This is a genomic window from Enterobacter sp. BNK-16 (genome assembly GCF_048684955.1).
Lineage (GTDB): Bacteria > Pseudomonadota > Gammaproteobacteria > Enterobacterales > Enterobacteriaceae > Enterobacter > Enterobacter bugandensis.
In genome coordinates this window covers 182,037-205,984 of the sequence record NZ_JBLQTQ010000001.1, presented here as the reverse complement: position 1 = coordinate 205,984, position 23,948 = coordinate 182,037, and the positions used below count along the sequence as shown (strand labels likewise).

The following is a 23,948-nucleotide window of genomic DNA, read 5'->3' as shown; positions in this document are numbered from 1 at the left end:
GCAATGAAAGGATTACCCCAGGTCGGCCATCAGCACTTTCGAACGGCGCTGATAGTTGTACATCTCTTTCTTCGTTTCCGGCAGAGAATCAATATCCACCGGCGTGAACCCGCGCTCCTGGAACCAGTGAATGCTGCGCGTCGTCAGGACGAACAGCTTGCTCAGCCCCATCTGACGCGCCTGTGCCGCCACGCGCTCAAGCAGCATTTCGCCGCGTGAAGAGCTGCGGTAATCCGGGTGCACCGCCACGCAGGCCATTTCTCCGATTTTCTCTTCCGGGAACGGATAGAGGGCGGCGCAGGCAATGGTCAGGTTATCGCGCTGGATAATGGTGAATTTGTCGATCTCCATCTCCAGCTGCTCGCGGGAGCGACGAACCAGAATACCCTGCTGTTCCAGCGGACGGATCAGCTCCAGAATGCCGCCGATATCGTTGATGGTCGCGCGGCGAATCTGCTCCGCACTTTCCATCACAATCTGGGTGCCAATACCGTCGCGGGAGAACAGCTCCTGCAGCAGAGCTCCGTCTTCCTGATAGCTGATCAGGTGACTACGGCGCACGCCGCTGCGGCAGGCCTTCACGGCGCCACGCAGGAAGCGGACGGTGCCGGAGTGGTAATCCCCTTCGGCTTCCAGCGCTTCAACGCGGGCCTGCGCTTCATTCGGGAAGAGTTCCGGCACAATCACCCCTTCATCGTTTACGACGCCCTGGGAGGAGCAAAACCCAATCATTTTTTCCGCCTTCAGCTTGATCGCCAGCTGGGTGGCAATCTCTTCGGACGTCAGGTTAAAGCTTTCACCGGTTACGGAAACCGCCACCGGCCCCATCAGCACAATGGCACCGCTGTCGAGCTGACGGTGAATGGCCTCTTCATCAATACGACGAATGCGGCCGCTGTGGCAGTAATCCACGCCATCGTCCACGCCGAGCGGCTGGGCAATGATAAAGTTGCCGCTCACGACGTTGATATGCGCGCCCTGTAGCGGCGTGTTGTTCAGGCTCATCGACAGGCGAGCGGTGATATCCAGCTGCAGCAGACCCGCCGCCTGCTTCACCAGCTCCAGGGTTTTGGCATCCGTGACGCGGGTATGTTTGTGGTAAATCGGCTCGTGGTGGTGAGCGGCAAGGTTGGCGTCGATCTGCGGGCGCGCGCCATAGACCACCACCAGGCGGATCCCGAGGCTGTGCAGCAGGCCAATGTCATTGACGATGCTGGAAAAATTTTCATGCTCAATGGCTTCGCCGCCCAGCATGATGACAAACGTTTTTCCCCGGTGGGCGTTGATATAGGGAACAGAATGGCGGAATCCCTGGACCAGTTCGGTTCTACGTTCCTTCACCATGGCACAACCCTTAATGAATGTTTATTCGTAATTTATGTATTTTTATTCGATTGTGGGCGCGTGTGCAAGTGCAAATTTTCTGCGACCTACAGAAATTAATAAGTAATCCGTGCGTTAACGTATGATTGTTTACCCTTTTATAGATGACAGTTTATGCGTCATTCGTTAAAGTTTTCGGTCAATCTGCACTTTTGTATATCAGTTTGTTTTCTTGCTCGGGAGAAGCATGTCGGGATCCAATTCAGCAATAAGCCGCCGCCGTTTGTTAAAAGGGGCCGGGGCAATGTGGTTGCTTAGCGTCAGCCAGGTCGGTCTTGCCGCCACGAGTCAGGTGGTGGCGGTGCGCGTCTGGCCGTCGTCGACCTATACGCGCGTGACGGTTGAATCCAATCGCGTGCTGAAATATAAGCAATTTGCCCTCAGCAACCCTGAACGCGTGGTGGTGGATCTCGAAGGGGTGAACCTCAACTCCGTGCTGAAAGGCATGGCGGCGCAGATCCGCGGTGACGATCCGTTTATTAAATCGGCGCGCGTCGGTCAGTTTGATCCGCAAACCGTGCGCATGGTGTTTGAGCTTAAGCAGAACGTTAAGCCGCAGCTGTTCGCCCTGGCGCCCGTCGCGACGTTTAAAGAGCGTCTGGTGATGGATCTTTACCCGGCGAATGCGACGGATATTCAGGATCCGCTTCTCGCCCTGCTGGAGGATTACAACAAAGGCGATCTTCAGCGTCAGGTGCCGCCTGCGCAAAGCGGCCCGCAGCCGGGGAAAGCAGGGCGCGATCGTCCGATTGTGATCATGCTCGATCCCGGCCACGGCGGCGAAGACTCCGGTGCGGTGGGGAAATATCATACGCGTGAAAAAGACGTGGTGCTGCAAATTGCCCGTCGTCTGAAGGCGTTAATTGATAAAGAGGGCAATATGCGCGCCTACATGACGCGCAATGAGGATGTCTTTATTCCGCTGAAGGTGAGGGTGGCGAAAGCGCAGAAGCAGCGTGCCGATCTGTTCGTCTCGATTCATGCGGATGCCTTTACCAGCCGCCAGCCGAGCGGCTCGTCGGTGTTTGCGCTCTCAACCAAGGGCGCGACCAGTACCGCGGCGCGATACCTTGCGGACACCCAGAACGCCTCGGACCTGATCGGTGGCGTGAGCAAAAGTGGCGACCGCTACGTCGACCACACCATGTTCGACATGGTGCAGTCCCTGACTATTAACGACAGCCTGAAGTTTGGTAAAGCGGTGCTGGGCAAGCTGGGGAACATCAATAAGCTGCACAAAAACAGCGTTGAGCAGGCCGGGTTTGCGGTGCTGAAGGCACCGGATATCCCGTCCATTCTGGTAGAAACCGCGTTTATCAGTAACGTTGAAGAAGAGCGTAAGCTCAAGACGGCAAAGTTCCAGCAGGAGGTGGCGGAGTCGATTCTGGCGGGGATACGGGCGTATTTCTCTGACGGGGCGACGCTGGCGCGGCGCGGGTAGGTTTTTAGCCGGGTGAAATGCCCGGCAAATTCACAAACGGCAGATACAAAAAAACACCCTTAAGGGTGTTTATTGTTTTTAGAAGTGTTGGTTGCGGGGGCCGGATTTGAACCGACGACCTTCGGGTTATGAGCCCGACGAGCTACCAGGCTGCTCCACCCCGCGGCACCGTACTTCTTATCTTTTCTAAAATTTGATTGGTTGCGGGGGCCGGATTTGAACCGACGACCTTCGGGTTATGAGCCCGACGAGCTACCAGGCTGCTCCACCCCGCGTCACCGTACTGCTTATACTTCATCAAATTTTAATTGGTTGCGGGGGCCGGATTTGAACCGACGACCTTCGGGTTATGAGCCCGACGAGCTACCAGGCTGCTCCACCCCGCGTCCGTGGAAGCGCACTATACTCGGATAGGTTTGTGATGCAACCCCTTTTTCACATAAATCATTAACTTTGTATGTAAAGTGAACGGCATTGCGACATTTAGACTATTTTTTGCTCTGAATTTGCCAAAGGGCATGCGATCGCATTTCATTCGCTTTGTCGGTTTGTTATCTTCATCACGCGGAAATGGGCAACTTAAAGACGAGATATAATGAAAGGACGTTGGGCGAAGTATCTGATGGCGGGCGCAATGGTAGCGATTCTTGCGGCCTGTTCTTCCAAACCGACCGATCGCGGTCAGCAGTATAAAGACGGGAAGTTATCCCAGCCTTTCTCTTTAGTTAATCAGCCTGACGCCGTTGGCGCGCCGATCAACGCCGGTGATTTCTCCGAGCAGGTCTACCAGATCCGCAATGCGTCGCCGCGTCTGTATAGCTCACAGAACAATGTTTATAACGCGGTACAGGACTGGCTGAAGGCGGGCGGCGATACGCGCAACATGCGCCAGTTTGGTATTGATGCCTGGCAAATGGAAGGGGCGGATAACTACGGCAACGTCCAGTTCACCGGCTATTACACGCCCGTGGTTCAGGCGCGACACACGCGCCAGGGCGAGTTCCAGTACCCTATCTACCGTATGCCGCCAAAACGCGGCCGTCTGCCGTCCCGCGCCGAAATCTACGCCGGTGCGCTGAGCGAAAACTACGTCCTGGCCTACAGCAACTCCCTGATGGATAATTTCATCATGGACGTGCAGGGCAGCGGCTACATTGATTTTGGCGACGGTTCACCGCTTAACTTTTTCAGCTATGCCGGGAAAAACGGCCATGCCTACCGCAGCATCGGTAAGGTGCTGATTGACCGCGGCGAAGTGAAAAAAGAAGATATGTCGATGCAGGCGATCCGCGAGTGGGGCGAAAAGCACAGTGAAGCCGAGGTGCGCGAGCTGCTGGAGCAGAACCCATCGTTCGTCTTCTTCAAGCCGCAAAACTTCGCGCCGGTGAAAGGGGCCAGCGCCGTGCCGCTGATTGGCCGCGCGTCGGTGGCATCGGATCGTTCTATCATTCCTGCGGGTACCACGCTGCTGGCGGAAGTCCCTCTGCTCGACAACAACGGCAAGTTCAACGGCAAATATGAGCTGCGTCTGATGGTAGCCCTGGATGTGGGCGGAGCGATTAAGGGACAGCACTTTGATATCTATCAGGGCATTGGCCCGGATGCTGGTCACCGTGCAGGCTGGTATAACCACTACGGACGCGTATGGGTGCTTAAGGCCGCTCCGGGCACCGGAAACGTATTCAGCGGCTGATTGTGGTATTCTGAGCGCAATACGGATTACTGTTCAGGGTGAGGAAAACCTCACCCTTTTTACATCTGAGGTTTTATGTCTGTGGTAATCAGCGATGCCTGGCGCCAGCGTTTTGGCGGCACGGCACGTCTCTATGGTGAAAAAGCCCTGCAGCTGTTTGCGGATGCGCACGTCTGCGTCGTGGGCATTGGTGGTGTCGGCTCCTGGGCGGCGGAAGCGCTGGCGAGAACCGGGATTGGCGCAATCACGCTGATTGATATGGATGACGTTTGTGTGACCAACACTAACCGTCAGATCCACGCCCTGCGTGATAACGTCGGTCTGGCGAAGTCCGAGGTGATGGCGGAGCGCATTCGCCTCATCAATCCGGAGTGTCGGGTGACGGTGATCGACGACTTTGTGACGGCAGATAACGTCGCGGAGTACATGAGCAAAGGCTACAGCTATGTGATTGACGCCATCGACAGCGTGCGGCCTAAAGCGGCGCTGATCGCATACTGCCGTCGTTACAAGGTGCCGCTGGTCACGACCGGCGGCGCGGGCGGGCAAATCGATCCTACGCAGATCCAGGTTGCCGATCTGGCGAAAACCATTCAGGATCCGCTGGCTGCCAAGCTGCGTGAACGCCTGAAGAGCGACTTCAATGTGGTGAAGAACAGCAAGGGCAAGCTGGGCGTCGACTGCGTGTTCTCCACCGAAGCGCTGGTCTACCCGCAGGCGGATGGTTCAGTTTGTGCGATGAAAAGCACGGCGGAAGGGCCAAAACGCATGGACTGCGCGTCAGGCTTTGGGGCGGCCACCATGGTAACCGCCTCTTTTGGCTTTGTGGCGGTCTCTCACGCCCTGAAGAAGATGATGGCGAAGGCGGAACGTCAGGCCTGAGCCTGACGTGCGGCGTCCAGCACCGCGTCGCTGAGCGCGATCAGGCCCTGACCGCGCGAGGCGCTAAGCTGCGCGCGCAGCCCCAGCTCGTCGAACAGCGCCAGCGGCGAGTGCGTTAACAATTCCGCCGCGCTTTTCCCCTCAATGGCGGTTAACAGGACCGCCAGCAGGCCCCGGACGATGCGCCCTTCGCTGTCGCCGAAGAAATGCAGCTTCTCGCCGGAGACGCTCACGCCCAGCCAGACGCGGTTTTCACAGCCCGCAATCTCTTTCGCCTGCGCTTTAAGATCGTCGGAAAGAGCTGGCAGCTGTTTACCCAGCAGGATCAGCTGACGATATTTATCTTCCCACTGCTGGAGCGGGGCGAAGGTCTGTTTTAAGGTCTCTTCAGTGATGACCGTGCCAAACGGATGTCCGGCTAAAGCAGCGCTAGTCATTAATCCACCAGTATTTCAAGGGCGCGGTCAACGGCGCTAACCAGCGCGTCGACATCGCTTTGGGTATTATACGGCGCAAACGAGGCGCGCAGCGTACCGCTTACGCCGAGCGCCGCCAGCAGCGGCTGGGCGCAGTGCTGTCCGGCGCGCAGGGCAATGCCGTACCCGGCCAGCAGCGTCACCATATCGCTATGATGCACGCCAGCAAAATCAAAGGCGAGCAGGCTGGAATCCTGAACGCGGAACGAGCGGAAACCCGGGCGTTTTTTCAGTTCTTCCTCTGCCAGCGTCGCCAGCCCTCGGCTCCAGCTTTCCGCCTGAACCGCGTCCGTTTCCGCCAGCCATTCAAGTGCGGCGCTGAGGCCGATGACCCCGGCCACGTTCGGCGTGCCCGCTTCCAGACGGTAAGGCACCTCCTGCGTTTTAAAACCGTCGAAGGTCACTTCGGTAATCATTTTGCCGCCGCCGAGCCACGGCGTCATTTTTGCCAGCAGTTCTGGCTTACCGTACAGCGCGCCAATCCCGGTTGGCCCGTAGAGTTTGTGCCCGGAGAAGGCATAGAAGTCGATATCCAGCGCCTGCACATCAGCGGGGAAATGAACCACGCCCTGAGCACCGTCGACCATCACCACCACGCCGCTGGCATGGGCAATCTCAATGGCGCGAGCCAGATCCGGACAGCCGCCGGTGACGTTGGACATCTGCCCCAGCGCCAGAATGCGGCTGCGGGGGGTAATCAGCTCAGGGAGACGGGCCACGTCGGGCAGAAAGTCTGCACTCAACGGGAGCTTAATAACGCGCGCGCCCGTTTGCTCAGCCACCATCAGCCACGGCACCAGGTTAGCGTGGTGCTCTGCTTCGCTGACAATGATCTCGTCCCCTGGCTGCAGCAGCGGGCGGGCATAGCTCTGGGCCACCATATTGATGGCTTCGGTCGTGCCGCGCGTCCAGACGATATTTTTCCCGCTTTCGGCATTGATCAGGCGTGCAACCTGATCGCGTGCGGCTTCATAGCGCGCGGTCAGGCGCTGCGCTTCGGCAAACTGGCTGCGATGTACGTTGCCGGCGCTCAGGCTGTAGAACTGCTGCGTGGCCTCGATCACCGCCTGGGGCTTCAGGGCCGTGGCGGCGCTATCAAGATAAATACCGGCATCGGCCAGCGCCGGAAACTGTGCGCGAAACTGCGCAGGACTGAAAGCGTTCATGGAATTCCTCGTGTCGATAGAGAGATCGTCGCGCAATTTCAGCGGCAGGGCAAGGAGGTTGATATCTATCAGATTTGTCTGCTTATCCTGGCGACCTCGAAAAAGCAGGTTATGCTAAATAGTGTTAGGCGGATGTTTTAGCCTGTTATAAATCGAGGTTTGAATAGCATTAATTGCTAAAGGAGAATAATCATGAATAAGACAGCTGCAATCATTTCTGCCTGTGCGTTTACTTTTGCCCTGAGCGCCTGTTCTGGTAACAACTACGTGATGCACACAAACGATGGTCGTTCTATCGTTTCGGAAGGGAAACCGACTACCGATAACGATACCGGGATGATTTCGTACAAAGATGCTAACGGGAACAAGCAGCAGATCAACCGCACGGACGTGAAAGAGATGAAAGAGATCGAGCATTAACCGATCGCAGGCGAAAAAAAAGCACCGCAAATTGGCGGTGCTACATTAATCACTATGGACAGACAGGGTAAATGTACAGGAAGTGAAAAATTGGTAGCGTTGCTACCGTGGTCTGAATCGCAGACCAATTGCAAACACAACAACACAACATCACAACCGTAAGCCAAAAGCCCTTCAGAACACGCATTCCGAAAAAAGCTCTTCGTTCCGGCTCAGGAAGTGCCGCCACTATAGGTATTTGCTGGTAGTTCCTCAACGGACAAATTATAATGGCTCAGATAAAAAAAACTAATAGGTTAAACGTTGTTTCCTGTTTGTTAAATTCCGTTAACATCTAAGCCAGATAACCATGTCAAAGCGATTGCCACCCCTTAATGCATTACGCGTTTTTGATGCAGCAGCACGTCACCTGAGCTTCACCCGTGCGGCAGATGAGCTTTTTGTGACACAGGCCGCAGTAAGTCACCAAATCAAGTCCCTGGAGGATTTCCTGGGCCTTAAGCTGTTCCGCCGACGCAATCGTTCCTTGCTGCTGACCGAAGAGGGGCAGAGCTATTTTCAGGATATTAAAGAGATTTTTTCCCAGCTCACGGAAGCCACGCGTAAGCTGCAGGCCCGCAGTGCAAAAGGTGCCCTGACTGTTAGTTTATTGCCCAGTTTTGCCATTCAGTGGCTGGTGCCCAGACTCTCAAGCTTTAACTCAGCTTATCCGGGGATCGACGTTCGAATCCAGGCGGTGGATCGTCAGGAAGACAAGCTGGCCGATGATGTGGATGTCGCCATTTTTTATGGTCGCGGCAACTGGCCGGGCTTGCGTGTCGAGAAATTATACGCAGAATATCTGCTGCCGGTCTGTTCGCCTCTGCTTTTAACAGGCGACAAGGCGCTGAAAACACCCGCTGACCTGGCGCAGCATACGCTTTTACATGATGCCTCTCGCCGCGACTGGCAAACTTATACCCGTCAATTAGGTCTTAGTCATATAAACGTGCAGCAGGGCCCCATTTTTAGCCATAGTGCGATGGTGCTACAGGCTGCCATTCACGGACAGGGCGTGGCGTTGGCGAACAACGTGATGGCGCAGTCCGAAATTGAGGCAGGCCGTCTGGTTTGCCCTTTTAATGATGTACTGGTCAGCAAGAATGCATTTTATCTGGTTTGTCATGACAGTCAGGCAGAACTGGGTAAAATAGCCGCCTTCCGGCAGTGGATACTGGCGAAAGCGGCAAGCGAGCAAGAAAAATTCCGCTTCAGGTATGAACAATAACGTTTGTGTGCCGGGCACGCATTAATTCAGGACTTAAACATGACCAGCCGATTCATGCTGATTTTTGCCGCGGTGAGTGGCTTTATTTTTGTTGCACTGGGCGCCTTTGGCGCGCACGTATTGAGCAAGTCTTTGGGCACCGTCGAGATGGGCTGGATCCAGACCGGCCTTGAATACCAGGCGTTTCATACGCTGGCTATTTTTGGGCTGGCGGTAGCGATGCAGCGCCGGATAAGCATCTGGTTTTACTGGAGTAGCGTATTTATGGCGCTGGGTACCGTGCTGTTTAGCGGCAGCCTTTACTGTCTGGCCCTCTCGCATTTGCGCCTGTGGGCGTTTGTTACACCTGTCGGCGGCGTGAGCTTCCTGGCGGGTTGGGTATTAATGTTTATCGGAGCTATCCGTCTGAAACGCAAGGGCGTTGTTCATGAATAAGGTTGTTTTATATTGTCGCCCGGGGTTTGAGAAAGAGTGCGCCGCGGAAATTACCGATAAAGCGGCGAAGCGCGAAGTCTTCGGCTTTGCTCGCGTAAAAGAAAATGCGGGCTATGTGGTATTCGAATGTTATCAGCCTGAAGACGCCGACAAGCTGGCGCGCGAGCTGCCGTTCAGCTCGCTGATCTTCGCCCGCCAGATGTTCGTCGCGGGTGAGTTGCTGAAAGATCTTCCGCCGGAAGATCGCATCACGCCGATTGTGGGCATGCTGCAGGGCGTGGTGGAGAAGGGCGGCGACCTGCGCGTTGAGGTTGCCGATACCAACGAAAGCAAAGAGCTGATGAAGTTTTGCCGTAAGTTCACCGTGCCGCTGCGCGCAGCGCTGCGTGACGCGGGCATACTGACAAACTACGAAACGCCGAAGCGTCCGGTGGTGCATATCTTCTTTATCGCACCGGGCTGCTGCTATGCGGGCTATTCGTACACCAATAACAATTCGCCATTCTTTATGGGCATCCCGCGCCTGAAGTTCCCGGCAGATGCGCCGAGCCGTTCAACCCTGAAGCTGGAAGAGGCGTTTCACGTCTTTATCCCGGCAGATGAGTGGGACGAGCGTCTGGCTAACGGCATGTATGCCGTCGACCTTGGCGCGTGCCCGGGCGGCTGGACCTATCAGCTGGTGAAACGCAACATGTGGGTGTCGTCTGTGGATAACGGCCCAATGGCGCAAAGCCTGATGGACACAGGACAGGTCACCTGGCTGCGAGAAGACGGTTTCCGCTATCGCCCAACCCGCAACAACATCTCGTGGATGGTGTGCGACATGGTTGAGAAGCCGGCAAAAGTGGCCGCGCTGATGGCCTCCTGGCTGGTGAACGGCTGGTGCCGTGAGACCATTTTCAACCTCAAGCTGCCGATGAAAAAGCGCTACGAGGAGGTATCCCAGAACCTGGCCTATATTCAGGCACAGCTGGATGAGCACGGTATTAACGTGGAGATCCAGGCGCGTCAGTTGTACCACGACCGCGAAGAGGTGACGGTACACATCCGTCGCTGGTGGGCGGCTGTAGGCGGACGTCGCGACGAGCGATAGTGCGTGCTTTGTTTTGCCCGGTGGCGCTGCGCTTACCGGGCCTACAAAACCATGTTGACGTTTTAACGTTCTAACCGCAACTGCTGTAAATTCCCGTCCAGCTGTAAATCCGTCTGTAGCGTCGCCACCTCGCGGCAGATAAACGCCATCTCTTTATGCGCCTCCAGCTTCTTGCGCCACTTTTCTGGCACCTCATCCAGACGGGCGTAAATCCCTTCCAGACTCTGAAAATCGGTCAGCAACTGGGCGGCGCTCTTTGGTCCAATACCGGCGACACCCGGAACCTTAGAGCTGCTGATGCCTGCCAGACCCCAATAATCCGGCAGTTGCTCAGGCAAGACGCCGAACTCGCTGGCAATAAACGGCGCGTCCAGCCAGCGTTTTTGAAAATAGTCGCGAATGCGGATAGTTGGGGAGAGCAGCTGGCAGTAGCCTTTGTCAGTTGAAACGATAGTGGCCTGATGCCCGGCACTTGCCACTTTTACGGCCAGGGTGGCCGCGAGATCGTCGGCTTCATTGCCCTGTGCACCCCAGCAGGGGACGCCACGCTGCTCAAAGGCGGCACGCAGAGCGGGCATTTCGGCATGGAGATCGTCCGGCATCGGCGCGCGTCCAGCCTTGTAGTCGGGCAGGCGCTGATGTCGCCAGCCGCTGTTGCGCGCTTCGTCATCAAACACGGCCACGACGTGCGTCGGCTCGCTGTGGCGAATAAGCTGCTCCAGCGCGTGCAGGCAGGTGTCCTTGCAGGGCGTGCCTTGTACCGCATGGATTCGGCGAATCAGATTGAGCGCGTCGACGATAAGCAAATGAACAGCCACAGATATTCTCCATTAAATCTAATGGGTAAAGGGTATCACTGTCGGCAGGATGAAACGAATAGCGTGATGGAAAACAGGAAGAAGCCTCGCAAAACGAGGCTTCCTGAGAGGCTTAATCGCAGGTTACGATCTTCATCGCCAGGCCGCCGCGAGAGGTTTCGCGGTATTTGGCGTTCATATCTTTACCGGTTTCGTACATGGTTTCGATAACTTTATCGAGACAGACGCGCGGCTCACTGGTGCGGCGCAGCGCCATACGCGCCGCGTTTACCGCCTTGACGGAGGCGATGGCGTTACGCTCGATGCACGGCACCTGTACCTGTCCGGCAACCGGATCGCAGGTTAGCCCCAGGTTATGTTCCATGCCGATTTCCGCAGCGATGCAGACCTGCGCCGGGCTTGCGCCCAACAGTTCCGCCAGGCCCGCCGCCGCCATGGAGCATGCCACGCCGACTTCGCCCTGACAGCCTACTTCCGCACCGGAAATGGAGGCGTTCATCTTGTACAGAGAACCAATCGCGCTGGCGACCAGCAGGTAGCGCGCCAGGGAGTTAGCGTTCACTTCACGGATAAACTTATCGTAGTACGCCAGCACGGCCGGAACGATACCGCAGGCACCATTGGTTGGCGCCGTGACGACGCGGCCCCCTGCGGCGTTCTCTTCGTTCACCGCCAGGGCGAACATGTTGATCCAGTCGACGACGGCCATCGGGTCCGTTGTCGTTTTGTCGGTGCTCACCAGCATACGACGCAGCGCCGCCGCACGACGCGGTACGCGAAGCTTGCCCGGCAGAACGCCTTCGGTGGTGATCCCGCGCTCAATGCCGCCGCGCATCACTTCCCAGACGCTAGCGAAGTGCTGTTCCAGCTCCTCTTTGCTGTGAAGGGCCAGCTCGTTTTTCATCATCAGGCCAGAGAGGGAAAGCCCCGTCTCCTGACAGTGGCGCTGGAGATCTGCCGCGGTTTTGTACGGATACGGCACCTCAACAGAAGAGGTGGTGGTTTGACCAAAGTGATCTTCGTCGACGATAAAGCCGCCGCCGATGGAGTAATACGTCTGGCTGTAAACCGCTTTGTCGCCGGCCAGCGCGGTAATGCGCATGCCGTTTTCGTGCAGCGACAGGTTGTCCGCATGGAAATTCATGCAGTGGTCAACCGGGAATTCAACCTCATGCTCACCGTTTGCCAGCAGCAAACGACCGTGGGTGTTCACGTCCTGGATGAAGCCAGGGATCGCGTCAATATCAACGGTATCCGGCAGATTTCCCGCCAGGCCCATGATAATGGCGATATCGGTATGGTGGCCTTTCCCGGTCAGGGAAAGCGAGCCGTACACATCGACAACCACGCGGGTGATGTCGTGCAGAATGCCGCGTGCAATCAAGTCATCCGTGAACTGCTTACCGGCTTTCATTGGTCCGACGGTGTGAGAGCTGGAAGGACCAATACCGATTTTGAAAATATCGAATACGCTAATCATGATGCGTCCATTGCTTTCAGTCAGAGGGGGAGGAGTGCGCCGCCCGAAGGCGGCGCGGGCGTTCATCAGAACATGGTGTACAGGGAGTAGAAGATCGCAGAGATAGCGATAAGGCCCATGATAACCACAAACACGTTGCTGACCTGGCCGCTGTACTTGCGCATGGCAGGCACTTTCTGAATTGCGTACATCGGCATCAGGAACAGAATCATCGCGATAACCGGGCCACCCAGGGTTTCAATCATGCCCAGGATGCTTGGGTTCAGGGTCGCTACCGCCCAGGTGGTGAGCAGCATGAACAGTGCAGTGATTTTGTTCAGCTTGTTGATTTCAATGCTCTTGCCTTTACCGCGCAGAGATTTAATCACCATACCGTTGAAGCCTTCACGCGCGCCCAGATAGTGGCCCAGGAAGGATTTGGTGATGGCGATCATCGCGATGATCGGTGCCATCCACGCAATCAGCGGTGCGTTAAAGTGGTTCGCCAGGTAAGACAGAATAGAGATGTTCTGTTCTTTCGCTGCCGCCAGATCCGCCGGGGAGAGGCTCAGTACGCAGCTGAAGACGAAGAACATCACGGTCAGCACCATCATCACGTGAGCGCGGGCCAGGATGCTGGAGCACTTCTTCTCTGCACCATTACCGTACTCTTCGCGTTTCGCCACGGCGAAAGAGGAGATGATTGGGGAGTGGTTGAAGGAGAAGACCATTACCGGGATCGCCAGCCACAGGGTCATCAGCAGGCCGTTACCGGTCGCAGACGCGCTGCTCAGGGACAGGGTTTCCAGCGCTGCACCGTTCCACTGTGGGATCAGGTAGCAGGCCAGCAGCATCAGCGCAGCCACAAACGGGAAGACCAGCACGCTCATGGCCTTAACAATCATCTGCTCGCCGAAGCGCACGATGGTCATCATGCCGACGATCAGGATCAGAGACAGAATGGCACGCGGTGGCGGCGTCATGTGCAGCTGGTGCGTCATGAAGCTTTCAACGGTGTTGGTGATCGCCACGCTGTAGACGAGCAGGATTGGGTAAATCGCGAAGAAGTAGAGCAGGGTAATCAGTTTACCTGCGCCAACGCCGAAATGTTCTTCAACCACTTCGGTGATGTCTTCGCCCGGGTTTTTACCGGACAGCACGAAGCGGGTCAGACCGCGGTGTGCGAAGTAGGTCATCGGGAAGGCGATGATGGCCATGATGATCAGCGGAATCAGACCGCCGACGCCTGCGTTGATAGGAAGGAACAGTACACCAGCGCCGATTGCCGTGCCGTAAAGGCCCAGCATCCACATGGTATCCGTTTTGCGCCAACCACTTCGGGATTCAATCGAAGCAACGGTGCTGGTTTGAGTGGTTTCCATCTGTATCTCCTGGAGGAAGCAAATTGTCAGGTTTTTAGTCAAATCCGATGAAAAAGTGCCTGACGGTAATATGAAATTCGTTCAGTGACGGTTTTTTAATAATTTTCGCCCGTAACTATTGGCGGGCGGAAAGATACATTCTCGTTATGAATCTATCAGTGATCGCGATCCCAAATGCAATAATCCACTTATGATGTGGGCATCTTTAGACCATTTATCTGTTAAAAAAACATCAAATAGAATTTACGGGCGCGAAGGCTACCACCAACGACATGTGGGCTAAAAGAGCGGCCCGTAATATAGGTGTCTTCCGCTGTAAAGATATGGGTTTTTAGGATTTTCTTGCGAGTAATTTAGTTTAAGGCTGATAAATTACGGTTGTTAAATGGAGGTAATCGATTGCGTTCGCCGTAAGTTTGTTTAAGTTATAAGTGAGGCCTATGAATTGATTCGCTAATAAAAAAGCCGGGACCCGCTACAGGGTGCCCCGGCTTTGAGAAGAAGAAACTGAGCGTTACGTGCAGATTTCGTAGCACGGAATGTAGGCTGAACCCGGCAACTTCATGCGGTGTTGAGCCACAAAGCCCTGAAGCATGTCGTCCATACGGCGCATCATCTCCGGGTCGCCGTGGATCTTGTACGGACCATACTGCTCAATCGCGCGGATGCCCATCTCCTTCACGTTGCCCGCCACAATCCCGGAGAAGGCGCGACGCAGGTCGGCGGCCAGCACTTCCACCGGCTGGTCCGGGTAGAGTTTCAGGTTCGCCATATTTTCATGGGTCGGCTCGAACGGGATCTGCAGGTCAGGCGCAATACGGATTGACCAGTTAAAGCTGTACGCATCACCGGTATCACGACGATTCTCTTTCACCAGCGGCATCGCTTTTTTCATCTGGCGCGCCACTTCCGCCGCGTCATCAATGATGATGCGATAGTGACGACGCGCGGCTTCTCCCAGCGTATGCACGATAAACTCGTCCAGCACGCGGAAGTAGTCGGCGCTCTCTTTCGGGCCGGTCAGGATCAGCGGTAGAACCTGATCTTTGTTGGCCGGGTTCATCAGAATCCCCAGCAGATAGAGCAGCTCTTCCGCCGTTCCCACGCCGCCCGGGAAGATGATAATCCCGTGAGCGATACGAACAAACGCCTCAAGACGCTTCTCGATATCCGGCATGATAATCAGCTCATTGACCAGCGGGTTAGGCGGCTCAGCGGCGATGATTGACGGCTCGGTCATGCCGATAAACCGCCCCTCTTTGTAACGCTGCTGCGCATGACCCACGGCTGCACCTTTCATTGGTGCTTCCATTGCACCCGGACCACAGCCGGTACAGATATTCAGCTCGCGCAGGCCAAGCTGCGTTCCGACCCGACGGGCATAGAGATATTCGGTTTCGTTAATCGAGTGGCCGCCCCAGCAGACGACCATGTTTGGTGCTTCGCCAACGTGCAGGGCGCGGGCGTTGCGCAGAATAGAGAACACCAGGTTGGTGATATGAACGGAGCTTTCCAGGTCGAGATGCTGGAAGCGGCCCGCGTTGTGAATCTGCCCGTTAACAAACAGGATGTCGCGCAGGACGGCAAACAGGTTGGCCTGGAGGGAACGAATGATACGTCCGTCGACAAAGGCCTCTTCCGGCGGGTTGATCACTTCCAGTTTCACGCCACGCTCGCGGCGCAGCACGTTAATATCAAAGCTTTCGAAGCGGGACAGCAGTTCTTTGCTGTTATCTGTCAGGCTTCCGGAGTTCAGTACGGCAAGTGAACAGTTACGAAACAGTTGATAAAGATCGCTGCTGGCCGTGCGTTTAAGCATGTCCACTTCCAGCTGCGACAACATATCCATTGAGCCAAGCGGGCTAATATGTGTAATCAAGTGAGCTCCTTATGGGACGATTATCGTCATTCCCTTTGATTACAATAGCCCTGGCACGTGACGTTTCACAACACTTCGGCGGAATACCGCACGCATATTGTGAAAATATTTATATTATTGACGCACCAGCCGGCCCGTTGCTGGCACAAAATCGGTGTTGGTGCGCCACGGGTTAATGTCCAGCCCGCCACGGCGGGTATAGCGTGCATAAACGCTCAGTTTCTCCGGCTGGCAGAAACGCTGAATATCGTTAAAAATACGCTCCACGCACTGCTCGTGAAATTCGTTGTGATGGCGGAACGACACCAGATAGCGCAGCAGTTTTTCCCGGTCAATTTTCGGGCCGCGGTACTCGATCTGCACCGAACCCCAGTCCGGCTGGTGGGTAATCAGGCAGTTGGACTTCAGCAAATGGCTGACCAGCGTCTCTTCAACCACTTTTCCGCTCGCCGCGTTTTCGAGGTAATCGGCGCTGAATTCATAATTCTCCACCTCGATGTCCTGCTCGTCGATGCAGGTTCCGTGGAAATGGGCAATGGGCTGTCCTTCCAGCTCTTGCAGGCGGTATAACGAGACGGACACGTTCCCCTGCGCGCAGGCGGCTAAATCCCGCTCCAGCGTTTGCTGAACCTCGTCCCAGCTGTTGAATCGGGTCTGGTTGAAGCTGTTGAGATAGAGTTTAAAGCTTTTGGACTCGACCAGGTTCACGCTGGCATAGTCCAGCTCAACGTGGCCCACGGCCACCTGCGGCAGACCGCGCGCGTTAAGCCAGGAGAGTTCGTACAGCGTCCAGATATCGCCGCCGACAAACGGCAATGCGTCCGCATGCAGTCCAAGAGGATCGCGGTTCAGGCTGCGCGGCACGCCCTGCAGCAGGCTTGCATCGTAGGTATCGCGGTAATCGGTCGATTTACCCAGCGTTAGGCCGGTTAACGCCTGATGATTTTCGTAAGACATGTTTCATAGCCACTTTACAGGTACACTTATGGGCAGAGTTTATCCTGTCTTACAAGAAGAGAGAAATCGGTGGACATCGAAACTGCAAATGCCCTTACTACCTTCACAACCCGCTATTGCGACGCGTGGCATGAAAAGCACGGAACATGGCCGCAAAGCGCTGATTTATATGGCGTGCCGTCGCCGTGCATTATCTCTTCGCAGGATGACTATGTTATCTGGCAGCCGAAGCCCAATACCGCTGAGCAAAATGTAAATGCGGTTGAACGGGCTATGGACCTTGTGGTACAACAAGCGGTTCACGCGTTTTATGCCACGCAGTTCGCAGGGGATATGCCCGCGCGCTTGGGTGATTTGACGCTGACGCTGTTGCAGACCTGGAGCGAAGACGATCTGCAGCGTGTTCAGGAAAACCTGATTGGTCATCTGGTCACGCAAAAACGCCTTAAGCTTTCTCCGACGCTCTTTATTGCCACGCTGGACAGCGAACTGGATGTGATATCCGTCTGCAACCTGTCCGGGGAAGTGATTAAAGAGACCATCGGTACCCGCAATCGCGAAACGCTCGCCCCCTCTCTTGCGGATTTCCTTACCCGGCTTGAGCCACTTCTGTAATCCATGATGCTACGACGCGTGTGAGAGATCTCTTACAAGGTTTGTGAGAGATCGCTGGATCATTCAGTATTGCCTTATTTAATTCAGATTAATATCACTCTGTTTTTCAAAGAATTAGTTGTTCATCGCATCTTTTATAGGGATTTCTTACGGCTTACAGTGCTGCAAGGGTGGGTTGTAAGACGAAGCGGAATAGCGGATTCTATCTCCGTCGACAGGACGCCGACACGAGAAACGAACATCAGGATGATGGCGTTTCTTACTCAGGACACGTCAGGATGGCGCTGCAGGAAGGCTTCAGGATGAAGCAAAAGGATAACGCAGGACGCGTAAGGGACACCTCCAGGAAGGAGAACGAGAACCGAACAGGATGGTCGGTGGGTCAGGAAGGCCAGGACGTTTCAGGATGAAACAAACACGTCAGGAAGATGTGTGCAGGATGCAAAAGGTATAAGGATGACCAGGCCTTCGGGCATCAGGAAAAGTTGTCACGGAAGAGCAGGGAGCACGAATTGTAGCTGGAATGCTGCGAAACGAACCGGGAGCACTGTTTTTACAGTGCTCCCTTTTTTATTTCTGTCTTCCGCAATGCTATGCTGCGCGCCGTTCACTTTTTCAGTTGAGGTTACTATGACGCAACACGATAGCGTTCGTGCTCAGTTGCACGCCATCGAAGCCCTTTTGCGCCAGCATCAGCTGTGGCAGGAGACCGCGCCGAATCCGGAAGCGTTTGCCAGTACCCAGCCATTCTGCCTGGATACGCTGGCACCGTTCGAGTGGCTCCAGTGGGTATTAATTCCGCGCATGCACGCGCTGCTGGAAGGCGGCCACCCTTTGCCGCAGGCGTTCGCCGTTTCTCCCTACTATGAAATGGCGCTTGAGGCGACGCACCCTGCTCGCGATGTGATGCTGGTTGAGCTGGAAAAACTGGACGCCCTGTTTGCCGGTGAAGAGGCATGACGCTGGAAATCCTCTATCAGGACGAGTGGCTGGTGGCGGTGAATAAACCGTCTGGCTGGCTGGTGCACCGCAGCTGGCTGGATCGCGATGAGAAAGTGGTGGTGATGCAAACCGTGCGCGACCAGATTGGTCAGCATGTGTTTACCGCGCACCGCCTCGACAGACCGACTTCCGGCGTGCTGCTGATGGGGCTTTCCAGCGAGGCGGGCCGCCTGCTGGCGCAGCAGTTCGAACAGCACCAGATCCAGAAGCGCTACCACGCGATCGTTCGTGGCTGGCTGACCGAATCCGCCACGCTGGACTATCCGCTGGTGGAGGAGCTGGACAAAATCGCCGATAAATTTGCCCGCGATGACAAAGGCCCGCAGCCCGCGGTGACGGATTATCGCGGCATGGCGACAACGGAAATGCCGGTAGCAACCAGCAAATTCCCCACCACACGCTACAGCCTGGTTGAGCTTTTGCCCAAAACCGGACGCAAGCACCAGCTTCGCCGTCATCTTGCGCACCTGCGCCACCCGATTATTGGCGACAGCAAGCACGGCGATCTGCGCCAGAACCGCAGCGCGGCAGAGCATTTTGGCTGTAACAGACTGATGCTGCACGCCAGCGAGCTTAGCCTGATTCACCCGTTTACCGGTGAACCACTGATTATTCGTGCCGGGCTGGACGACGTCTGGATGCAGGCGCTGTCACAGTTTGGCTGGCGGGGACAACTCCCCGAAAATGAAAGGGTTGAGTTTGTATCAGGCAACGTTCAGGATGAACGGCAAGCGCAATAATTACGGGAGCAAAGCATGGCTGAAGTAGGCATTTTTGTCGGCACGATGTATGGCAACTCGCTGCTGGTAGCGGAAGAGGCTGAGGCGATTTTGACAAGCCAGGGCCATAAAGCCACGGTCTATGAAGACCCGGAACTGGCGGACTGGGAAAAGTATAAAGATAAATACATTCTGGTAGTGACCTCCACCACCGGTCAGGGCGATCTTCCGGACAGTATCGTGCCGCTTTTCCAGGGCATTAAAGATCGGCTTGGCTACCAGCCGGACGTTCACTACGGCATCATTGCCCTGGGCGATAGCTCTTACGCCAACTTCTGCGGCGGCGGCAAGCAGTTCGATGCGCTTCTTCAGGAACAGAGCGCCCAGCGCGTCGGCGAGATGCTGTTGATTGATGCCGGTGAGCATCCTGAACCCGAAAGCGAGTCGAACCCGTGGGTTGAACACTGGGTAACGCTACTTAAATAGTTTCGTAGGCCGGGTAAGGCGTAGCCGCCACCCGGCAACAAAGCCGCATCAAATCCTCAATTCCGTGAAGTATCTTCCACTGCTTTGGGCTTATGCCTCAAACCACGTTCCCCACACTCCTCAATGTTGTGTTTCTGCACGGTGAGCGAACCTGTCACTCCTTCATATACTTTTCCGGTCACAATAAAACGGCTTCAGGCCGTACTAAAACGACAAAACTTATCTCATTCTGATTACCCTACCGGTGCTGTACAGAATGAACAGGCGAAAGCTATGTTTCAGGAGTGCAACAATGAGTACATTAAGCCACGCAGCGAGCAGCGCTGAAAAGCGCACTAACGCCCGCTACTGGATAGTGGTGATGCTGTTTATCGTCACGTCCTTTAACTATGGTGACCGCGCCACGCTGTCGATTGCCGGCTCGGAAATGGCAAAAGACATCGGCCTTGATCCGGTGGGCATGGGTTACGTTTTCTCTGCATTCTCGTGGGCCTACGTCATCGGCCAAATTCCTGGCGGCTGGCTGCTGGACCGTTTTGGCTCTAAACGCGTCTATTTCTGGTCCATCTTTATCTGGTCTGCTTTTACCCTTTTGCAAGGTTTCGTCGATATCTTCAGCGGCTTTGGCATTATCGTGGCGCTCTTTACGCTGCGCTTTCTGGTAGGCCTGGCGGAAGCCCCTTCCTTCCCGGGCAACAGCCGCATTGTCGCGGCCTGGTTTCCTGCGCAGGAGAGGGGAACAGCGGTGGCAATTTTTAACTCCGCCCAGTATTTCGCGACGGTGATCTTTGCGCCCATTATGGGCTGGCTGACGCATGAGGTGGGCTGGTCGCACGTCTTCTTCTTTATGGGCGGGCTTGGGATCGTCATCAGCTTTATCTGGCTGAAAGTGATCCACGAACCGAATCAGCACCCTGGCGTGAACAAGAAGGAGCTGGAATACATTGCTGAGGGCGGGGCGCTGATCAATATGGATCAGAAATCTGACAAAGCAAAAGTCCCCTTCAGCCAGAAATGGGCGCAGATCAAGCAGCTCGTCGGCTCGCGCATGATGATCGGTATCTATCTCGGTCAGTACTGTATCAACGCTTTAACCTACTTCTTTATCACCTGGTTCCCGGTTTATCTGGTGCAGGCGCGCGGCATGTCGATCCTCAAAGCGGGGTTTGTTGCCTCGGTCCCGGCAATCTGCGGCTTCATCGGCGGCGTGCTTGGCGGGGTCATTTCCGACTGGCTGATGCGCCGCACGGGTTCGCTGAACATCGCGCGTAAAACGCCGATTGTGCTCGGCATGCTGCTCTCCATGACCATGGTGTTCTGTAACTACGTCAGTGCCGAGTGGATGATTATCGGCTTTATGGCGATGGCCTTCTTCGGCAAAGGGATTGGCGCGCTGGGCTGGGCGGTGATGGCGGATACGGCACCGAAAGAGATCAGCGGCCTGAGCGGCGGTCTGTTCAATATGTTCGGCAACGTTTCCGGGATTGTCACGCCTATCGCTATCGGCTACATCGTCGGCACCACGGGGTCTTTCAACGGCGCGCTAATCTACGTTGGTGTGCATGCCCTGGTGGCGGTGCTGAGTTACCTGGTGCTGGTGGGCGATATTAAACGCGTCGAACTTAAACCTGTTGTGGAGCGCGGATGATGACAACACAATCAAGCCCTATCGTCACGGAAATGAAAGTTATCCCGGTGGCCGGTCAGGACAGCATGCTGCTCAATATTGGCGGCGCGCATAACGCATGGTTTACCCGCAATATCGTGGTGCTGACCGATAGCGCAGGCAATACCGGGGTGGGTGAAGCCCCCGGCGGGGAAGTGATCTACCAGACCCTGGTAGAGGCTATTCCACAGGTCGTGGGTCAGGAAGTGGCTCGTCTGAACAAGGTGGTTCAGCGGGTGCATAAGGGCAATCAGTCGGCGGACTTTGATACCTTCGGCAAGGGCGCGTGGACGTTTGAACTGCGCGTCAATGCGGTCGCCGCCCTGGAAGCGGCGCTGCTGGATTTACTCGGTAAAGCCCTTAACGTTCCGGTCTGTGAACTGCTGGGGCCAGGCAAACAGCGCGATGCGGTCACCGTGCTGGGCTATCTGTTCTACGTTGGCGATCGCAATAAAACCGATCTCCCCTATCTGGCTCGTTCACCGGGTGACCACGACTGGTATCAGCTACGCCATCAGGAAGCGCTGTCCAGCGAGACGGTTGTGCGCCTGGCTGAAGCTGCGCAGGATCGCTACGGCTTTAAGGATTTCAAGCTGAAAGGCGGCGTGCTGCCCGGCGAGCAGGAGATTGAAACGGCCCGGGCGCTGAAAAAACGCTTCCCGGAGGCGCGCATCACCGTTGACCCGAACGGCGCCTGGCTGCTGGATGAGGCGATTAGCCTGTGTAAAGGTCTCGGTGACGTGCTGACCTACGCGGAAGACCCGTGCGGCGCGGAGCAGGGCTTCTCTGGCCGCGAGGTGATGGCGGAATTCCGCCGCGCCACTGGACTGCCGGTCGCAACCAACATGATCGCCACCAACTGGCGCGAAATGGGCCACGCGGTGATGCTGAACGCCGTCGACATTCCGCTGGCAGACCCGCACTTCTGGACGCTCTCCGGCGCGGTTCGCGTGGCGCAGCTGTGCGATGACTGGGGCCTGACCTGGGGCTGCCACTCCAACAACCATTTCGATATCTCGCTGGCAATGTTTACCCACGTTGGCGCGGCGGCGCCGGGTAACCCGACCGCCATCGACACCCACTGGATTTGGCAGGAAGGCGAAGCTCGCCTGACGAAAAATTCGCTGGAGATCAAAAACGGTAAAATTGCCGTACCCGATGCGCCGGGGCTGGGCGTGGAGCTTGACTGGGATCAGGTTCATCAAGCCAATGAGGCGTATAAAAAGCTACCGGGCGGCGCGCGTAACGACGCGGGCCCGATGCAGTACCTTATCCCCGGCTGGATATTTGACCGTAAGCGCCCTGTTTTTGGACGTCACTGATAAAAGGATTACACGATGAGTACTTTTACGACCCCTGTCGTCACCTCCATGCAAATCATTCCGGTCGCAGGTCATGACAGCATGCTGATGAACCTGAGCGGGGCGCATGCGCCGTTCTTCACGCGCAATATTGTCATTATCAAAGACAATGCCGGCCATACCGGCGTGGGGGAAATTCCGGGCGGGGAGAAGATCCGCAAAACGCTGGAGGATGCCATTCCGCTGGTGGTGGGCAAAACGCTGGGTGAGTACAAAAATGTCCTCAACACCGTGCGCAATACCTTTGCCGATCGCGATGCCGGCGGCCGCGGCCTGCAAACCTTCGATTTGCGCACCACTATCCACGTGGTGACCGGCATTGAAGCCGCGATGCTGGATCTGCTGGGCCAGCACCTGGGCGTTAACGTCGCGTCGCTGCTGGGCGAGGGCCAGCAGCGCAGTGAAGTGGAGATGCTCGGCTATCTGTTCTTTGTCGGCGACCGCAAGCTGACGCCGCTGCCGTATCAGAGCCAGCCGGATGAGCAATGTGACTGGTACCGCGTACGTCACGAAGAAGCGATGACCCCGGATGCGGTGGTGCGGCTGGCAGAAGCCGCGTATGAAAAATATGGCTTCAATGATTTCAAACTGAAAGGCGGCGTGCTGGCGGGGGAAGAGGAGGCGGAAGCCATTACCGCGCTGGCAAAACGTTTCCCGCAGGCGCGCGTGACGCTGGATCCGAACGGCGCGTGGTCGCTTGATGAAGCGATCGATATTGGCAAGCAGCTGAAAGGCGTGCTGGCGTACGCGGAAGATCCGTGCGGGGCTGAGCAAGGCTTTTCGGGCCGCGAAGTCATGGCGGAATTCCGTCGCGCTACGGGGCTACCGACCGCGACCAATATGATCGCCACCGACTGGCGTCAGATGGGGCACACGCTGTCTCTGCAATCGGTGGATATCCCACTGGCGGACCCGCACTTCTGGACAATGCAGGGCTCGGTGCGCGTGGCGCAGATGTGCCACGAGTTTGGCCTGACCTGGGGTTCGCACTCCAACAACCATTTTGACGTGTCGCTGGCGATGTTTACCCACGTTGCCGCCGCCGCGCCGGGCACCATTACCGCTATCGACACGCACTGGATCTGGCAGGAGGGTAATCAGCGCCTCACCAAAGAGCCGTTTGAGATCAAAGGTGGCATGGTGCAGGTGCCGTCCACGCCGGGGTTGGGCGTTGAGCTGGATATGGATCAGGTAATGAAAGCACACGAGCTGTATCAGAAACACGGTCTGGGCGCGCGCGACGACGCGATGGCGATGCAGTACCTGATCCCTGACTGGACATTCGACAATAAACGTCCGTGCATGGTACGATAAACGCATTGGGACCGCTCCCATGAGCGGTTTCCTA

Annotated in this window: 22 protein-coding genes and 3 tRNA genes; 14 read left to right on the top strand and 11 right to left on the bottom strand. The window is 56.1% G+C overall.

Translation table 11 applies throughout. The features are described from left to right. Positions 1-12: 12 nt before the first annotated feature. The gene (argA, locus tag ACMGGH_RS01005) at positions 13-1,344 is read right to left on the bottom strand and encodes an amino-acid N-acetyltransferase (protein WP_014885072.1); all 1,332 of its coding nucleotides are present in this window, start codon (positions 1,342-1,344) and stop codon (positions 13-15) included. A gap of 226 nt (positions 1,345-1,570) precedes the next feature. Here argA and amiC point away from each other — a divergent pair, with 226 nt between their 5' ends. Then, the gene (gene amiC, locus ACMGGH_RS01000; RefSeq protein ID WP_014885071.1) at positions 1,571-2,824 is read left to right on the top strand and encodes an N-acetylmuramoyl-L-alanine amidase AmiC; all 1,254 of its coding nucleotides are present in this window, start codon (positions 1,571-1,573) and stop codon (positions 2,822-2,824) included. Between the two features lie 88 nt (positions 2,825-2,912). Here the strand turns inward: amiC and ACMGGH_RS00995 are convergent. The 3 genes from ACMGGH_RS00995 to ACMGGH_RS00985 all read right to left on the bottom strand — a co-directional run bounded on the left by ACMGGH_RS00995 (position 2,913) and on the right by ACMGGH_RS00985 (position 3,210). Beyond that, positions 2,913-2,989, bottom strand: a tRNA-Met gene (locus ACMGGH_RS00995). Between the two features lie 33 nt (positions 2,990-3,022). Continuing rightward, positions 3,023-3,099: transfer RNA gene (locus ACMGGH_RS00990), tRNA-Met, on the bottom strand. 34 nt (positions 3,100-3,133) lie between these two features. After that, positions 3,134-3,210 (bottom strand) — tRNA-Met (locus tag ACMGGH_RS00985). Positions 3,211-3,419: 209 nt separating this feature from the next. Here ACMGGH_RS00985 and mltA point away from each other — a divergent pair. Further along, on the top strand, positions 3,420-4,517 hold the full coding sequence (gene mltA, locus ACMGGH_RS00980) for a murein transglycosylase A (protein WP_232948844.1): 1,098 nt from the start codon (positions 3,420-3,422) through the stop codon (positions 4,515-4,517). A 75-nt stretch (positions 4,518-4,592) separates the two neighbouring features. After that, the gene (gene tcdA / locus ACMGGH_RS00975; protein WP_006811804.1) at positions 4,593-5,399 is read left to right on the top strand and encodes a tRNA cyclic N6-threonylcarbamoyladenosine(37) synthase TcdA; all 807 of its coding nucleotides are present in this window, start codon (positions 4,593-4,595) and stop codon (positions 5,397-5,399) included. Here tcdA and csdE read toward each other — a convergent pair. Together csdE and csdA are read right to left on the bottom strand one after the other, a co-directional pair. Then, positions 5,390-5,836: a cysteine desulfurase sulfur acceptor subunit CsdE gene (gene csdE, locus ACMGGH_RS00970; RefSeq protein ID WP_047364461.1), complete on the bottom strand. Its 447-nt coding sequence runs from the start codon at positions 5,834-5,836 to the stop codon at positions 5,390-5,392. The genes tcdA and csdE overlap by 10 nt on opposite strands. Further along, positions 5,836-7,041 (bottom strand): cysteine desulfurase CsdA, encoded by a 1,206-nt coding sequence (csdA, locus tag ACMGGH_RS00965; protein ID WP_045629957.1) that lies wholly within the window; start codon positions 7,039-7,041, stop codon positions 5,836-5,838. The genes csdE and csdA overlap by 1 nt, the downstream gene beginning before the upstream one ends. Before the next feature lie 192 nt (positions 7,042-7,233). On the opposite strand from csdA, the gene ACMGGH_RS00960 reads away from it, so the two are divergent. The 4 genes from ACMGGH_RS00960 to rlmM all read left to right on the top strand — a co-directional run bounded on the left by ACMGGH_RS00960 (position 7,234) and on the right by rlmM (position 10,256). Next, complete coding sequence (locus ACMGGH_RS00960) at positions 7,234-7,461, top strand: YgdI/YgdR family lipoprotein (RefSeq protein WP_008499648.1); 228 nt, start codon at positions 7,234-7,236, stop codon at positions 7,459-7,461. Between the two features lie 349 nt (positions 7,462-7,810). Continuing rightward, entirely contained in the window at positions 7,811-8,728 is a 918-nt protein-coding gene (gene gcvA / locus ACMGGH_RS00955) for a glycine cleavage system transcriptional regulator GcvA (RefSeq protein WP_014885066.1), read from the top strand. Positions 8,729-8,767: 39 nt separating this feature from the next. Further along, positions 8,768-9,163: a DUF423 domain-containing protein gene (locus tag ACMGGH_RS00950; RefSeq protein ID WP_193050590.1), complete on the top strand. Its 396-nt coding sequence runs from the start codon at positions 8,768-8,770 to the stop codon at positions 9,161-9,163. Further along, the gene (rlmM, locus tag ACMGGH_RS00945; RefSeq protein WP_028014271.1) at positions 9,156-10,256 is read left to right on the top strand and encodes a 23S rRNA (cytidine(2498)-2'-O)-methyltransferase RlmM; all 1,101 of its coding nucleotides are present in this window, start codon (positions 9,156-9,158) and stop codon (positions 10,254-10,256) included. The genes ACMGGH_RS00950 and rlmM overlap by 8 nt, the downstream gene beginning before the upstream one ends. Positions 10,257-10,318: 62 nt before the next feature. Here the strand turns inward: rlmM and xni are convergent, their stop codons facing one another. The 5 genes from xni to queF form a co-directional block, all read right to left on the bottom strand. Then, positions 10,319-11,074, bottom strand: a complete 756-nt coding sequence (gene xni / locus ACMGGH_RS00940; RefSeq protein WP_028014270.1) for a flap endonuclease Xni — start codon at positions 11,072-11,074, stop codon at positions 10,319-10,321. A 112-nt stretch (positions 11,075-11,186) separates the two neighbouring features. Beyond that, complete coding sequence (sdaB, locus tag ACMGGH_RS00935; RefSeq protein WP_028014269.1) at positions 11,187-12,554, bottom strand: L-serine ammonia-lyase II; 1,368 nt, start codon at positions 12,552-12,554, stop codon at positions 11,187-11,189. A gap of 65 nt (positions 12,555-12,619) precedes the next feature. Continuing rightward, a complete protein-coding gene (locus ACMGGH_RS00930; RefSeq protein ID WP_028014268.1) occupies positions 12,620-13,915 on the bottom strand; it encodes an HAAAP family serine/threonine permease in 1,296 nt (431 codons plus the stop codon). 514 nt (positions 13,916-14,429) lie between these two features. Continuing rightward, positions 14,430-15,794 carry a nucleotide 5'-monophosphate nucleosidase PpnN gene (gene ppnN, locus ACMGGH_RS00925; RefSeq protein ID WP_023309027.1) on the bottom strand — a complete coding sequence of 455 codons (1,365 nt, stop codon included), beginning with the start codon at positions 15,792-15,794 and terminating at the stop codon, positions 14,430-14,432. Between the two features lie 114 nt (positions 15,795-15,908). After that, positions 15,909-16,751, bottom strand: a complete 843-nt coding sequence (queF, locus tag ACMGGH_RS00920; protein ID WP_232948845.1) for an NADPH-dependent 7-cyano-7-deazaguanine reductase QueF — start codon at positions 16,749-16,751, stop codon at positions 15,909-15,911. A gap of 69 nt (positions 16,752-16,820) precedes the next feature. Here queF and syd point away from each other — a divergent pair, with 69 nt between their 5' ends. From syd to gudD, 7 genes are all read left to right on the top strand, one after another. Then, on the top strand, positions 16,821-17,366 hold the full coding sequence (gene syd, locus ACMGGH_RS00915; protein WP_232948846.1) for a SecY-interacting protein: 546 nt from the start codon (positions 16,821-16,823) through the stop codon (positions 17,364-17,366). A gap of 630 nt (positions 17,367-17,996) precedes the next feature. Next, the gene (locus tag ACMGGH_RS00910; protein WP_028014265.1) at positions 17,997-18,326 is read left to right on the top strand and encodes a YqcC family protein; all 330 of its coding nucleotides are present in this window, start codon (positions 17,997-17,999) and stop codon (positions 18,324-18,326) included. Next, positions 18,323-19,108, top strand: coding sequence for a tRNA pseudouridine(65) synthase TruC (gene truC, locus ACMGGH_RS00905; protein WP_232948847.1), 786 nt, complete (start codon positions 18,323-18,325; stop codon positions 19,106-19,108). Before ACMGGH_RS00910 ends, truC begins: the two co-directional genes overlap by 4 nt. Before the next feature lie 15 nt (positions 19,109-19,123). Beyond that, entirely contained in the window at positions 19,124-19,573 is a 450-nt protein-coding gene (locus tag ACMGGH_RS00900; RefSeq protein WP_232948848.1) for a flavodoxin, read from the top strand. Between the two features lie 292 nt (positions 19,574-19,865). Continuing rightward, positions 19,866-21,221, top strand: a complete 1,356-nt coding sequence (gene gudP, locus ACMGGH_RS00895; protein WP_041908405.1) for a galactarate/glucarate/glycerate transporter GudP — start codon at positions 19,866-19,868, stop codon at positions 21,219-21,221. Then, positions 21,221-22,561 (top strand): glucarate dehydratase family protein, encoded by a 1,341-nt coding sequence (locus tag ACMGGH_RS00890; protein WP_232948885.1) that lies wholly within the window; start codon positions 21,221-21,223, stop codon positions 22,559-22,561. The genes gudP and ACMGGH_RS00890 overlap by 1 nt, the downstream gene beginning before the upstream one ends. A 15-nt stretch (positions 22,562-22,576) precedes the next feature. Next, positions 22,577-23,914, top strand: coding sequence for a glucarate dehydratase (gene gudD, locus ACMGGH_RS00885; RefSeq protein WP_045261271.1), 1,338 nt, complete (start codon positions 22,577-22,579; stop codon positions 23,912-23,914). Positions 23,915-23,948 lie beyond the last annotated feature (34 nt).

What these genes read in the sequence shown, in the direction of transcription:
- amiC (WP_014885071.1), top strand. Translation starts at nt 1,571, where the DNA reads ATGTCGGGATCCAATTCAGCAATAAGCCGCCGCCGTTTGTTAAAAGGG.
- argA (WP_014885072.1), bottom strand. Translation starts at nt 1,344, where the DNA reads ATGGTGAAGGAACGTAGAACCGAACTGGTCCAGGGATTCCGCCATTCT.
- ACMGGH_RS00910 (WP_028014265.1), top strand. Translation starts at nt 17,997, where the DNA reads ATGACGCAACACGATAGCGTTCGTGCTCAGTTGCACGCCATCGAAGCC.
- ACMGGH_RS00960 (WP_008499648.1), top strand. Translation starts at nt 7,234, where the DNA reads ATGAATAAGACAGCTGCAATCATTTCTGCCTGTGCGTTTACTTTTGCC.
- ACMGGH_RS00900 (WP_232948848.1), top strand. Translation starts at nt 19,124, where the DNA reads ATGGCTGAAGTAGGCATTTTTGTCGGCACGATGTATGGCAACTCGCTG.
- gudP (WP_041908405.1), top strand. Translation starts at nt 19,866, where the DNA reads ATGAGTACATTAAGCCACGCAGCGAGCAGCGCTGAAAAGCGCACTAAC.
- csdA (WP_045629957.1), bottom strand. Translation starts at nt 7,041, where the DNA reads ATGAACGCTTTCAGTCCTGCGCAGTTTCGCGCACAGTTTCCGGCGCTG.
- tcdA (WP_006811804.1), top strand. Translation starts at nt 4,593, where the DNA reads ATGTCTGTGGTAATCAGCGATGCCTGGCGCCAGCGTTTTGGCGGCACG.
- queF (WP_232948845.1), bottom strand. Translation starts at nt 16,751, where the DNA reads ATGTCTTACGAAAATCATCAGGCGTTAACCGGCCTAACGCTGGGTAAA.
- gudD (WP_045261271.1), top strand. Translation starts at nt 22,577, where the DNA reads ATGAGTACTTTTACGACCCCTGTCGTCACCTCCATGCAAATCATTCCG.
- rlmM (WP_028014271.1), top strand. Translation starts at nt 9,156, where the DNA reads ATGAATAAGGTTGTTTTATATTGTCGCCCGGGGTTTGAGAAAGAGTGC.
- sdaB (WP_028014269.1), bottom strand. Translation starts at nt 12,554, where the DNA reads ATGATTAGCGTATTCGATATTTTCAAAATCGGTATTGGTCCTTCCAGC.
- ACMGGH_RS00930 (WP_028014268.1), bottom strand. Translation starts at nt 13,915, where the DNA reads ATGGAAACCACTCAAACCAGCACCGTTGCTTCGATTGAATCCCGAAGT.
- ACMGGH_RS00950 (WP_193050590.1), top strand. Translation starts at nt 8,768, where the DNA reads ATGACCAGCCGATTCATGCTGATTTTTGCCGCGGTGAGTGGCTTTATT.
- ACMGGH_RS00890 (WP_232948885.1), top strand. Translation starts at nt 21,221, where the DNA reads ATGACAACACAATCAAGCCCTATCGTCACGGAAATGAAAGTTATCCCG.
- gcvA (WP_014885066.1), top strand. Translation starts at nt 7,811, where the DNA reads ATGTCAAAGCGATTGCCACCCCTTAATGCATTACGCGTTTTTGATGCA.
- csdE (WP_047364461.1), bottom strand. Translation starts at nt 5,836, where the DNA reads ATGACTAGCGCTGCTTTAGCCGGACATCCGTTTGGCACGGTCATCACT.
- mltA (WP_232948844.1), top strand. Translation starts at nt 3,420, where the DNA reads ATGAAAGGACGTTGGGCGAAGTATCTGATGGCGGGCGCAATGGTAGCG.
- truC (WP_232948847.1), top strand. Translation starts at nt 18,323, where the DNA reads ATGACGCTGGAAATCCTCTATCAGGACGAGTGGCTGGTGGCGGTGAAT.